This is a genomic window from Sphingobacterium nematocida (assembly GCF_900168125.1).
Lineage (GTDB): Bacteria > Bacteroidota > Bacteroidia > Sphingobacteriales > Sphingobacteriaceae > Sphingobacterium > Sphingobacterium nematocida.
Window position 1 is genome coordinate 1 of record NZ_FUZF01000029.1, and the last position, 13,732, is coordinate 13,732.

The following is a 13,732-nucleotide window of genomic DNA, read 5'->3' on the forward strand; positions in this document are numbered from 1 at the left end:
ATCCTGAGCCAGGATCAAACTCTCCATTGTAAAATGAAGTGTAAGACCAAGACTATTTATAAAAATAGAATTGTCTTTATTATAATTTCTAATTCTAAAACTAAAGGCTGATTTTTTTAACTTTCGTTGTTTCTCAACACTACTCGTTACGTTACATGATCATTTTTTAAAGAACTTCTATCGCATCCGCTTCGCGCTTCTGCTTTTATGATGTCGGAAATAAATCCCTTATCTTACTTTTCTGTTGCCCTTCGTTTCCGTTGGGACTGCAAAGGTAGGAATCTTTTTCAAACCTCCAAAATAAATGTGAAATTTATTTTTAACGGCCTCTCTTTCATCCCTGCGTTTAAATAACTTTAAACCCTTCTTTTTTCATGGCCTCGTCCTTAGATCCGACCGTTCCTCCCTTGCGGAGTGGTGCAAAGATAGGACAATAATCCTATCAGTTCCTAATCTTTCATGACTTATTTATTTACATTTAACTTAACCTACTGTAACATTGAAGGATAAAATCACAAGAACACAGCTCCTACCCCCGGGGTACGTCCTAAATAAGAACCGGTACCTGTAGTATCTTACGTATTCTATATACGGAAGCACTCCGGAAAACAGGTTTCCTCCCCTAGCCCTTCGCCCCTATGATAACAAAGAAGGCAGGGTAATTCCAGGCTTTACATATAACACTCCTATTTTAACAGAGGGATCCTAGAGAGAAAATAGAGGTTTACCTCTATGAACCCTCTACAAACCCTCTATTATAACCCTAGAAAATCTCTATAAAACTAGAATATGTACCGGTTCTATTACCTATTAAACTCGGATATAAATACCACCTAAGAACTTATATAAAAGAAACACATGTATTGACTATCTCCGTTTTCGCAACTACATCCTAAATTACCTCTAAATAAGTAGCATATCCAAAACAACCTGACACTTCTGATCCTGAGCTAAGTCACCCCCTACCGAGCAATAACGATCCTGTTGATTTATAAAACATCATGATCATAATAGCTTCCACCTAGATAGTACGATACAGGCCATTTTCACTCAGTTCCAGATAAAAATCAAACATAAAGTTCATAAAAAAGACTCCACCAAAATGGGGAGTCTTTTCATTTTCAAAAACTTCTTCTATTATTTCCAACCGCCTCCTAATGCCTTATACAATACAATTTGATTTAACATTTTTTCTTTCAAAACATCAACCTTTGCCTCTTGTGCAACGATAACATCTTTTTGCGCCGTTACAATATCTAGATAATTTACCCGTCCAGCAATAAATAGTTCTTCTGCCGCAACAATTGCTGATTCCAAGGCCTCAACTTGATCGTGCACTAACACTTCGCGTTCAACAATAGCACGCTGCGTATGTAATGCCAATGAAATTTCGTTGACCGCATTCAATACCATTTTTTCATACTCTAAAAATGCTATTCCATAATTTGCCTTCATTATCTCATATTGAGATTTCAACTCCCGTTGTCTGAAAATTGGCACTGTCACACTCCCCAAAATACCATAAGCAACAGATTTATCCAAATTAAAAAGTTGATCTATACTAAAGCTTTGTAGTCCAAAATAAGGGCTGATAGCTACCGAAGGAAGAAAGGAGAGGCGAGCAACTTCTAAATCGCTAAAACTACGTTGTAATTCTAACGCTGCTCTGCGGATATCGACACGATTGTTAAATAGCAAATCTATATTTCCCACATGCAACTCATCAAATATTTCATGATTTGACACATGTTCTTTGGTACGCTCTATAGGTTGATAAACACGTCCTAGGAGTTGATTGATTTGATGTTCGTATCCTAAGATTTCTTGCAATGCCAAAGCTCTACGTCCTTTGGATTCCGCTAAAATAGACTTAAACTGCTGCACTCCTAATTCATCAGCACGTCCAGCTTCTTTTTGTGCTTCAATAATACTCAGCGCACGTTCATGCAATATTATATTTCGCTCGTACACCTTTACCTTTTGGTCTAGTCCGATCAATTCGAAATACGCTGCCGCAACACTACTGATCAATTCCGTCTCCAATAGTCTTGTGGTTTCGCTTTCTGATAAAAGCCCTACAAATGCAGCTTCTCTTCTATTCCTTAATTTCCCCCATAGATCAATCTCCCAAGACGAGCGTACTCCTACAAAATAATCGGGGATAAACGGTTCAGGAAGCTTCTCGTTTGTCTTTAGGTTTTCCGAGAAATTAGAATCGTAGTTACCTATACCCGATTCTGTATAATGACCGTACTTCTTTAACCCCGCTTCTACTGCTGCATCCAATGTTGGTAATAATGCGGCCTTACGTTGCCTAAAATTAGCTTGAGCTATTTCTATGCGATGAACAGTCTGTTTAAGATCCTTATTATTCAATAACACTGTATCAATAAGGCTTTTCAAATATGGATCCGAGAACGCCTCTTGCCAAGGGATATTTCCGAGAGAAATCGAATCCATCAACACCCCTTTGGCATCCAGTTTCAATTCATCACTGATCTCTGATTTGATAATCTTTTTAGGCACGGTACAAGCCGATATAAGAAAAAAAGCTGCTAATACCACAACAATCTGCCCGCTCTTTTTAGTGTTGCTTTTCTTTGAAAACAAAACTACTAATCCAGGAATGACAATAACACCTAAAATGGTACCGATTACCATCCCTCCCACCGAGGCCGTACCGATGGTCCTGTTTCCTACAGCACCTGCACCGTTAGCTAGCATTAATGGAATAAGTCCTGCCGCGAATGCAAAGGAGGTCATTAAAATAGGTCGCAATCTGGCTACAGCCCCCTCTACGGACGCGGTAAAGATGTCCATACCCTGCTTGTACTTTAAATTAGCATATTCTACGATTAGAATCGCATTTTTACCTAATAGTCCGATAAGCATGACCAAAGCTACCTGTGCATAGATATTGTTCTCAAGTCCAAAAACCTTCAAGAATATAAAAGCTCCAAAGATTCCAGCGGGCAGACAAAGGATGACAGGTAATGGCAGCAAAAAGCTTTCATACTGCGCTGCTAAAAGCAAATAAACGAATACTAAACACAATAAAAAGATGTAGCCTGCTTGATTGCCGGATATCTTTTGCTCTCGTGTCATACCTGACCATTCGATTTCATATCCTTGCGGTAGACTTTCAGCAATACGTTCTACAGCTTCAATAGCTTGTCCGGAGCTAAACCCTGCCGCCGCTTGACCTGTAATCATAGCAGAACTGAACATATTATAGCGTGTAATTTGTTCCGGTCCATAAACCCGCTTCATTGTCATAAAAGAGGAATAAGGAACCATATCTCCATCGGCCGTTTTAACATACAATGCTAATACATCTTCTGGCTTTTGACGTGAAAAAGCATCCGACTGAACCATTACTTTATACATCTGTCCGTAACGGATAAAGTTTGTTGCGTACTGACTCCCCAAAAGAGTCTGAAGGGTATTCATGGAGTTCTCAACGGATATCCCCTTCTTGGCAGCTAGGTCATAATCGATTTCAAGCATATACTGTGGAAAGTTAACATCAAATGTGGTGCTGGTACTTTCGATTACATCATCGTTATTCAATTCTTTAATAAAATCATTCAGGACAAGACTGGTTTTTGACAAATCTTCATTGCCACTTTTATCTAATAACCGTAACTCGAAGCCCGAAGAGTTACCAAAACCGGGGACAGTGGGAGGTGGAAAAAACTCAATAGTAGCATCTGCTATATGACTGGTTTTCTCTCGAAGAACCTTCATGACATCATCCACGGTTTCATCACGCTGATCCCAAGCTTTCAGATTAATCATCCCCATCCCATAGGATGAGCCCGAAACTTCGGTCACGATACTGTATCCAGCTAAGGTCGATACAGTCTCTACAATATCCAGTTCTCTCGCTATACGGTCCACTTCATCAAGAACCTTTTCGGTACGGTCTACTGTTGCACCCGGAGGAGTAGTCACTGCTACATAAATCATTCCCTGATCTTCGGTGGGAATAAAGCCTGTAGGTAGAATAGCGGCCGATCCCCAGGTAAGAACAAACATCACTGCGAGAGCACCCAAAGTAACCACTCTACGACCAGCAATACGTGACAATAGATTTTTATATCCGCCCCCTATTTTATCGTATACGGCATTAAATCCTTTGAAAAAACGGGACAATAAACCATTACTTTCTTTCTTATCGTGTGGTGATTTCAGAATTAAAGCACACAAGGCCGGTGTAAGGGTAAGTGCATTAATGCCTGAGATAACGATAGAGGCCGCCAAAGTGAGTGAAAACTGTCGGTAGAAAATCCCTACCGGTCCAGACAGAAATGCAACAGGAATAAATACCGCAGACATCACCAAAGTAATCGCAATTACTGCACTTCCTACTTCTTTCATCGCTGCAATTGTTGCTTCCAATGGCGGAAGATGTTCATCTTCCATCTTCGCATATACTGCTTCGACGACCACAATCCCATTGTCAACCACAATTCCAATAGCCAGTACCAATGCAAATAAGGTCAATAGATTAATAGAAAATCCCATCATCTGCATAAAGAACAACGCGCCAATCAAACTAACGGGGACGGCCAAAATAGGAATTACGGTAGCTCTAAAATCTTGAAGAAAGATAAACACAACTAGGAACACCAGAATAAACGCTTCCAACAAGGTGATCAACACACTCGATATAGATGCATTCAAGAATCTTGACACATCGTACCCCATTGTATAGGTCATGCCGGGAGGAAAGGTCGACTCCTTAAGCTCGGCCATCCTATCCTTCACACTTTGGATTACATCTTGGGCATTCGACCCTGGGAGCTGCTTCAACATAATAGAAGCAGAAGGTCTTCCATCAGTCTTGGATACCATCTCATAGTCCAAAGATCCAAACTCGACATCTGCAATATCCTTAATTCGAATAATAGAACCATCAGCATTGGCTCGAATAGGCACGTTTTCATACTCACTTACCTCGGTAAACTTACCTGGATAACGGAGTACATACTGTTGCATATTCACCGCTTTATCCGAACTAATTCCAGTCTGACCTGGGGCTGCTTCTATATTTTGTCTCCTTAATGCCGTAACGAGCTCCTCTGTAGAAATTGCATACGCCGATAGCCGATCTGGTTTGACCCAGATTCGCATGGCATAATCCTTCATTCCCATAATCTGGGCAAAGCCTACCCCTTCGATACGCTTCAGCTCTTTGAGTACATTAATATCGGTAAAATTGTAAATAAATCGCTCATCAGCCGTAGCATCATCCGTATAGAGGTTCAGGTACATCAACATACTGTTTACCTCCTTTTCTGTAGTAACACCGGCCTTGATTACCTCCTCAGGCAACTCATCCAAAACAGTAGTTACTCTATTTTGCACATTCACTGCCGCAATATCAGGATCCACGCCAACTTTAAAAAAGACTTGAATCAAAGTTGTTCCATTATTGGTAGACACCGTATTCATATAGGTCATCCCTGCTACTCCATTGATGGCACGCTCCAACGGAATAGCTACCGCATTGGTACTTACCTCTGCATTAGCCCCTGTATAATTGGCGGTCACGACGACAGAAGGCGGAACAATATCCGGAAACTGGGTAATCGGCAATGTAAATAATGCCAAAAGTCCTAACAGCGTAATAAAAATTGAGATTACCAGTGATAGCACTGGCTTTCTAATGTATGTTTCAAACATCTAAATCGCCTCCGTTTCTAGTTATTAATTGGTTTTGGTTGTATGCTCATACCATCCCGCAAAGACTGAATTCCTTCGAAAACAACTTGTACATCTGCTGGTAGCCCATCTTCTACAATATAATAGTGTCCTACGCGTTGCCCATTCTTAAATGGAATCATCTTAACCTTATTATCTTTGACTGCGTAAACATAGGCTTTGTCTTGAATTTCAAAAACGGACTTTTGATGTACAAATGTGAGATTTCCAGTTTGTGTTGGCACCCCTATACGTCCTGAAGCCCCATGCTTTAATAAACCGGTTGGATTATCAAACTTGGCCCGTAAAGAGATAGAACCCGTACTGGCTTCAAACTCACTTTCTACGATTTCAGCAATACCAGTATAAGGATATAGATCACCATTGGCTAATATTAAGCGTACTTCTTGCTTAAACTTATTTCTGTTAAATGATGAATCTGAGGCAATAGCAAGATATTCTGACTCGGAAATATTATAGTAAACATTTACTTTTTCTAAATCAGAGATTGAGGTTATCAAAGCCCCTTCACTTAATAAAGATCCTTCTTTAAGTAAAATCCGATCAATACGTCCATCAAAAGGTGCGCGAATCTGCGTATGGCTTAACTTGGTTCGTGCTTGATTCAGGATTGCCTCGGCCTCCTGCACTTTTGAAACAGCTGCCCTAAGTTGCACCTTTAGTAAGTCTTGTTCTGTTGTACTAATGATACCTTTCTGCACTAATTTTGCAGTTCTTTCAAGTTCAAGCTCTACCTTCTTTACTTCAGCTTTTGCTGTATTCAATCCGGCTTCTGCCTGTGCGAAATCCGCTTTATACTCTTCATCGTTGAGTCCAAACAATACCTGCCCCTTACGGACAAAGGCTCCTTCATCCACATAGATTCTATTTAAAAAGCCTGCTAGTCTTGACCTAAGCTCTACGTTTCTTTGTGATTGTATATCGGCGATATACTCTTTATAAATCGTGGTATCCATTTGCAGGAGACCTGTTACGGGAACGACTCTAGTTTGTTCTTCCGATTTGTTTTCGTTACTGCTAGCTGTACACGACGCGGCAAATAAAAGGCATCCAAATACTGGATACATCAACTTTCTTTTCTTCATATCTAATTATGAATAAATTATTTAGTAAAAAATCAAATAAGGACGTAACAAGCGTATGCGAGGTCTAAAGCTAGACCTGCCATGTATTACGTTTAAATAAATAAAATGGGATTGTAAAAATTAGAATGGACGAAATCTATACAGAAATGTATAGTATCCCGGCAAACATAACGTTTTAGAAACGTAGGTTGGATGATCAATCTCTTTGGAGAAGAGAAATAACTTTCGAACTAACCAACAAAAGAATAAAATTACTGGTAATACACCCAATGTGAGCATGAGGATACGATAATCATCAAAAAAGATATTTGGGAGATTATCATGTTGTTCGGGATGTGTCATTTCTAGAATTTCTTCCAATACAACTTCCAACAATGTTTCGCTGGAAGCGACAGGTGTGAAATCTAAAACATTGCAATACTTCACCTCGTAACAGAGTATATTGAGATAACCGAAAAGCGCTAGAAAGTGTAGTATTCGCAACATATGGCGCAAATATAAAGAAGCAAACCACAGAAAGGGGTAGTCCTGTGTAAAAAAACTGTTATCCAAGTCACCTATAGCGGTAGTTCAGACTTTTCTCTGACAAATCTCCCACCTTCACTTTACAAAATAGTGCCGCTTATTTCTTAAACACCCAAAACTTCTGTAAAGTAAAATTAAACCCCAAGGAAACAATTATTTCTACAAGGCCTTTTGACAATAGAAAATGGCAGTGCCAAACATCTACAAGAAAATGAATACCAGTAGATTTTAGAAAGATACTACCGGCGACCACTACAATAAATTTCCACAGTTGGTTTGCTAAAGGAACTGCAGTACTGTTGAACGACCAATATCTATTAATCGTAAAATTGACAATAGCTCCTAAACTTCCGCTGACGACGTTAGAAAGAGGAGCAGAAATTAATAAGACTTTATAGCAGAATGAATAAATTCCAAAATCAAAAAGCCCTCCTAAAAAAGCGGAGAGCTGTGCTTTAAAAAACTCTTTAACTCTAAATGCCATCTTCTGGAGCCTGTTCAGCTTGTTGCTTAGCCAACTTCTCTTCTTTATCCTTAGCATCTCCCACAGCTAGAAGCTTTATTGTATCACCAATATTGATAAAAAACAATATGACACAAATTCCCAAAACGCTATAGTCGATAGTCCCCTTAAAAACAACTTCAACAAGTAATACGAGACAAACAACAACTCTTATTTCAGTTGGCCCTAATAATCCAGCATCGATAGTATATTTATCTGTAATTCGGTACCGTAATTGAGATATAATCATGGCCCATCCGTAAAGAGCTACCAGCGCAAATCCTAGATATTTAAAATCGCCTACAGTATATAGAATATATCCGAGTCCGATAAACACAGTACTAACCCAATCCATCACAATATCTAATGCAAAGCCATACCATTTACGCGATTTATTACGATAGTAAGCAATTCTACCATCTAGAGAGTCGCCAAACCATTGGATAAAGAAACCTGGTATAGCCAATAGTAACAGATCCCTATTGACATATTCTGCTAACAAAAAGCTCACTAGAATCATTAAAGATCCAAAAAAACCTATCGCTGTCAATCCGTCTGAGGTAATACGCTCTGGTATACGTGGCACCAAATAGCTAATTAATCTCTGTTCTGGATCGCTCAGTATATTTGTACGCTTTCTGTCCTGAAACAATTTTTTGTTTATTTCCTGTTTGCTCATATCTATCTTATTACAGCCAATTATTAGATTTATACCACAACAACGTTTCCCTCAATCCAGAGGAAAGATCATATTTAGGTTCAAAAGCCAATTCTTTTTGCGCCTTGCTTATGTCGCAACCCCAATTCTCTGCAGTCAGTTCGCCCAACCTTTCTGGATACAACACAGGTGTTTTTTCAGACCGTGCATATAGTGACTGAGAGACCTTAGCGATAAATGCCACGATCGAGTAAGGAATATGTAGACGAAAAGACTTTCGATTGAATGTATTTTTAAATACATCGGCCATAGCATATCTAGAATATACATGACCATCCGTAATATTATAAAACTGGAGACCTCCTTGCGGCTTGGTACAAGCCTTGAAAATACTTTCCACAAGATCCTTTACATACACGAAACTTAGTTTTTGTGGCTTAGCACCAATATAAGGATCAAGTCCTTTGTTTAAGGTATCAAATAGGATAAACAGATCTCGCTCACGTGGTCCATACACGGCAGTCGGCCTTAACACAGAAATTGGACTAGCGGCAAATTTGGCTTTAATCATTTCTTCAGAGGCCTTTTTACTACGACCGTACACCGTCACGGGATTATAAGGAGAGTTCTCGGCTATTAGAGTAGCACTGTTGAACTCGATAGGTCCTATCGCTGCGAGACTACTGACGTATACAATACGCTCTAAAGTATCGCTTGCAGTCTGGGCAGCTTTTAAAATATTTTCTGTATAACCAACGTTAACCTTAAGCATATCGCTTTCACGTTTTGCCTTGGTCATGGCTGCTGCATGTATAATATAGTTATACTTCTCTTTTTGGAATAAAGATTCAAGTTCGTCAACATTATTCATGTCGGGGAATACAAACTCGTCAACAAATTGCTTTATATCGTCGATCTTACTGGTTTTTCTTACAGCTGCATGGATTTCAAATCCCTGACGTCTCGCCTCTTCAACAAGATGTGACCCCACAAATCCGCTAGCACCTGTTATGAATATTTTTTTCCTCATATCGCCTTCTCGTATAAACGATAGCGTTTGTATAGTTCACCATTGATTTGTTCAATAGCGTGATTCATTAAATAATTTGTTTCTAACATCCAAGAACATTCTGCTCCACGTACCCCTGCTGGCTTAGCGTTTTTGATAATTCTTCCGTACAAACAGGCTTCAATTCCTAATTTTCGGTAGCCCTCTAGAACTCCAAGCATCAAAACCCTTAGCGACTTTATCTTCTTTTTACCAAACAATAACTTAAAAATACCTGTTGGCAATAGTCGACCTCGCTTTATATTTATTTGGATTTCGTTGACATTAGGTATCCCTACAGCAAAGCCGATTATTTCTCCGTCTTTTTCAGCGATAATACAAAAACGAGGATCTACAATCATTTTTAGATCTTTTGCGACATAGTCAAACTCTTCATCCGTCATTGGCACAAAGCCTAGATTCTTATCCCAAGCTTTATTATAGACAGATTTGATTTTAGCTGCTTCGTTTTTAAAATCTTTAAGGTTGATTGTTCTTAATTTAATACCAGATCTTCCCAACCGCTCCTCCAGTCTATCCATCAATTGTACGGCACGGGTACTTGCGGTTTCAGTCTTAACATCGTAAGCCAGAAGATCAACTTTCTTCTCAAAACCGTAATTACTGATTAGATCTAAGTAATAGGAATAATTATAGGGCATCATTGCCATTGGCGGCATATCAAAGCCCTCAACCAAAAGGCCACAAGTTTCGTTTGTTGACAAATTTATCGGGCCAACAAGATTGTTTCCTCCTCTTTCTTTAACCCATGCGAAAGCAGCGTCAAACAATTTATTGGCTACCTGTTGATCATTAATACAATCAAAATATCCAAACTGCCCTTCAGCAACATTATTAAAAGAATTGTGGTGATTATTCCAGATCGCTGCTATCCTACCTACAATTTTATCATTCTTATAGGCTAAAAAGAGCTGTGCTGTAGAGTGTTTGTAAAAAGGGTGCTTCTTAGGATTCAACAGATCACTTTGTGCAATAAATAACTCTGGCACGTAATTCGGTTCCCCTAAATACAAATCATGCGGAAAATCTATGAATTCCGCACGTTGTTTTTTTGTTTCAACAGGTATGATTGTTATCATGGCCGTCTTAAAATGGATAAGATCTTATCTATATAACTTTTTTATATCGTTCTACTTCCAAAGCTTTGAACACTTTTGCCATCTTGTCGATTGCTTCATCGATCTGATCAAAGGTGTGTGTTGCCATTAATGAGAATCGAATCAATGATTCTTCAGCTGGCACCGCAGGTGCTACAACTGGGTTAACAAACACACCATTGTCCTGAAGCATTTTCGTCACGATATAAGTCTTGTCATTGTTGCGTACAAAAATAGGTAAGATAGGACTTTCTGTTTCTCCCAAATCAAAACCGTTTTCAATCAACAATCTTTTTGCGTAATGTGTATTAGCCCATAGCTTTTCGATATGCTCTGGTTCAGTTTGTATAATTTCTAATGCCTTTAGCGTTGAAGCCACTGACGCAGGAGTCATACTTGCACTGAACATTAACGATCTTGCTCTATGCTTCAGATATTCAATGGTCTCTTTATCTGCAGCCACAAAGCCTCCTAAAGATGCTAATGACTTACTGAATGTACCCATGATCAAGTCCACCTGATCGGTCAACCCAAAATGGCTACCTGTACCTGCCCCTTTTTCTCCGATCACACCTAGACTGTGTGCATCGTCACATAATATAGCGGCATCAAATTCTTCTGCTACTTTTACGAGTTCAGGTAACTTTACAATATCACCCTCCATACTGAAAATACCATCAGTTGCAATCAATTTAAAACTGTCTTCCGGCAGTCTTGAGATCTTTGCACGAAGATCGTCCATGTCATTATGGGCATATTTGATCACCTTAGAAAAAGAAAGTCTACTTCCATCGATAATAGAAGCATGATCTCTTTCATCCAGAAGGATATAATCGTTACGACCAGTAAGACACGACAAAGGGCCTAAATTAGATTGAAACCCAGTACTAAACAAGATAGAGGCCTCTTTACCGACATATTCAGCTAGCTTCTCTTCCAGTTCCACGTGAATATCCAATGTACCGTTTAAAAATCTGGATCCAGCACAACCTGTTCCGTATTTTTCTAAAGCATCTTGCGAAGCTTCGATAATACGAGGATCAGTAGTTAATCCTAAATAAGAGTTTGATCCAAACATCAATACACGTTTTCCATCGATAATGACTTCCGTGTCTTGCTTTGATTGAATAGGCCTAAAGTAAGCATACAAATCGTTCGCTTTTATTGGCTCTAATTCCTTTTTTAGAAAACTTGATGTTCTTTCACTTAACTTTCCCTTGCTCATGCTATAGGTATTTCTATTTAACGCGATTACTATTTAACTTTTTGACCAAACCTAAATAATCGTCAAAAGTAAGAATTCTACATTAAGGCAAACAATTTTTATCAACAAATGACGTTAATCTAACATTGTCCTCGTATGTTTTTCTCCTAATATACTTTATTTCTAATCTAGTTGCAAAACGTGCAAACTTACAAAACTTTGCAGTATAAACTACTACCAAAAAGCAGATAAATATCATAAAGTTAAATTATTGTTAATAAACAAACAATAGGTTTTGGCATTATTGGCTCTATCAACCTTCAAATTTACTACATTTGTACTTTAGTTAAGTATAGTTATGGCATTATCCTCTCAAATCAACATAAAAAACAAAAAGGCATCATTTGAATACCACCTGATTGACAGGTATATAGCCGGAATTCAGCTCCTAGGAACGGAAATAAAATCTATCCGGGAAGGCAAAGCAAATATCAATGACAGTTTCTGTGCTTTTTTCGACGACGGCCTTTACATCCGTAATATGCATATTGCTGAATACTCATTTGGTTCGTTCTACAATCACGAGTCAAAACGTGATAGAAAACTTTTACTCAGCAAGAAAGAACTAAAAAAGCTTAAAGATAAAGGAGAGGAAAAAGGGTTCACCATTGTACCCTTACGTATTTTTATAAGCGAGCGAGGTTTTGCCAAAGTCGAAATCGCCTTGGCACAGGGGAAGAAGGATTTTGATAAACGTGAAACAATAAAGGAACGCGAAAGCAAACGTGAACTCGATCGAGTAATGAAACATTAAGCTAGATTAACTCAGGATAAACGCTCCTGGTGTAAGTCCTTCTCTATTCTTAAAAAGCCTGACAAAGTAATTCACATCATTAAAGCCTGCTCCAAAACAGGCTTCTTTCACACTTTTGGTAACTAGCAATAACTCCTTCGCTTTCGTTAGACGCTGACGAAGGATATACTCCATTGGACTTACTCCTAGTTCTTGTTTAAACATTCTGGTGAGACTGGATTTACTCATATTGGAAACTTTTTCGAGCATATCGAGCGATAGCTTTTCGGCGACATGTTTCCTTATAAAATCTTTTAGATGCCCCAGCACTGTAGTCGTCGCCTTTCCCAATTCCAATGCCAACAGGGACTGGGTCTGTAATAGTTTTATCACCAACTCTTTAAATGTCAAATCAGCAAGTGCATTTTTTAACGGATCGGCACTGGTCATGATTTGGAATAGCTTGTTCAGGAGCGCGGCCAGCTCTGGCGTATTATAAAGATGGTACTGGTCATTATCCAACTGCCAGCTTCCTGTAATACTGGTCTTAGGATAGAACTCATTAAGATAGGCCATAACACTTTCGATTCTATCTCTGCTTATCGTCAAGGCGGTACACTGAGTCGGGTTCCCATATGTAGCTTCAGGAAAATCAATATTCATACCCACGGAGGCAGGCAAGACGATCATCTGTCCAGGCAAGTATTCAAAAGAATGCTCATCATTGATATGCATTACCTTCTTTCCCTGTATCATATTGATCATCACGATATCATCAAACCGAAGTGGAACTCGCTCAGATGGCTTATAAGTCTCGTAAACATTAAGTTCTAGACTATCAATTGTAAATGCCCGCCTGTTTTCGACAAGAGTGGAAATTTCGCTCTCTTTCGAAAGCGGCAGAAGCTGCACCATCGTATTATTTGCCATATAAAAAAATTTACAATTGGTAGTCAACCAAATATAGCGAAAAAAAAGTAAAAACACATTACCTACACCGATGACTGGATAATGCTACAGTATGACCCAATAGTGCTACGATAGCGAAAAATCGTTGGCTAAATTTGATAAA

General features: G+C 38.9%; 10 protein-coding genes. 1 reads left to right on the forward strand and 9 read right to left on the reverse strand.

Annotation, left to right across the window (positions count from 1 at the left end; translation table 11 throughout):
• Positions 1 to 1,137 precede the first annotated feature (1,137 nt).
• The 8 genes from B5X76_RS20825 to spt all read right to left on the reverse strand — a co-directional run bounded on the left by B5X76_RS20825 (position 1,138) and on the right by spt (position 11,888).
• Positions 1,138 to 5,688: an efflux RND transporter permease subunit gene (locus B5X76_RS20825; RefSeq protein ID WP_079645854.1), complete on the reverse strand. Its 4,551-nt coding sequence runs from the start codon at positions 5,686 to 5,688 to the stop codon at positions 1,138 to 1,140.
• 17 nt (positions 5,689 to 5,705) lie between these two features.
• Complete coding sequence (locus B5X76_RS20830) at positions 5,706 to 6,812, reverse strand: efflux RND transporter periplasmic adaptor subunit (RefSeq protein ID WP_079645855.1); 1,107 nt, start codon at positions 6,810 to 6,812, stop codon at positions 5,706 to 5,708.
• A gap of 120 nt (positions 6,813 to 6,932) precedes the next feature.
• Positions 6,933 to 7,298 (reverse strand): hypothetical protein, encoded by a 366-nt coding sequence (locus tag B5X76_RS20835; protein ID WP_079645856.1) that lies wholly within the window; start codon positions 7,296 to 7,298, stop codon positions 6,933 to 6,935.
• A gap of 136 nt (positions 7,299 to 7,434) precedes the next feature.
• On the reverse strand, positions 7,435 to 7,821 hold the full coding sequence (locus tag B5X76_RS20840; RefSeq protein WP_079645857.1) for a GtrA family protein: 387 nt from the start codon (positions 7,819 to 7,821) through the stop codon (positions 7,435 to 7,437).
• On the reverse strand, positions 7,811 to 8,518 hold the full coding sequence (locus B5X76_RS20845; protein ID WP_079645858.1) for a CDP-alcohol phosphatidyltransferase family protein: 708 nt from the start codon (positions 8,516 to 8,518) through the stop codon (positions 7,811 to 7,813). The genes B5X76_RS20840 and B5X76_RS20845 overlap by 11 nt, the downstream gene beginning before the upstream one ends.
• Before the next feature lie 10 nt (positions 8,519 to 8,528).
• Positions 8,529 to 9,527 (reverse strand): NAD-dependent epimerase/dehydratase family protein, encoded by a 999-nt coding sequence (locus tag B5X76_RS20850; protein WP_079645859.1) that lies wholly within the window; start codon positions 9,525 to 9,527, stop codon positions 8,529 to 8,531.
• Positions 9,524 to 10,645, reverse strand: coding sequence for a hypothetical protein (locus B5X76_RS20855; RefSeq protein WP_079645860.1), 1,122 nt, complete (start codon positions 10,643 to 10,645; stop codon positions 9,524 to 9,526). The genes B5X76_RS20850 and B5X76_RS20855 overlap by 4 nt, the downstream gene beginning before the upstream one ends.
• Positions 10,646 to 10,673: 28 nt before the next feature.
• The gene (gene spt, locus B5X76_RS20860) at positions 10,674 to 11,888 is read right to left on the reverse strand and encodes a serine palmitoyltransferase (protein WP_079645861.1); all 1,215 of its coding nucleotides are present in this window, start codon (positions 11,886 to 11,888) and stop codon (positions 10,674 to 10,676) included.
• 337 nt (positions 11,889 to 12,225) lie between these two features.
• On the opposite strand from spt, the gene smpB reads away from it, so the two are divergent.
• On the forward strand, positions 12,226 to 12,681 hold the full coding sequence (gene smpB, locus B5X76_RS20865) for an SsrA-binding protein SmpB (RefSeq protein WP_079645862.1): 456 nt from the start codon (positions 12,226 to 12,228) through the stop codon (positions 12,679 to 12,681).
• Positions 12,682 to 12,687: 6 nt separating this feature from the next.
• Here the strand turns inward: smpB and B5X76_RS20870 are convergent, their stop codons facing one another.
• Complete coding sequence (locus B5X76_RS20870; RefSeq protein WP_245801104.1) at positions 12,688 to 13,590, reverse strand: helix-turn-helix transcriptional regulator; 903 nt, start codon at positions 13,588 to 13,590, stop codon at positions 12,688 to 12,690.
• Between the last annotated feature and the right edge of the window lie 142 nt (positions 13,591 to 13,732).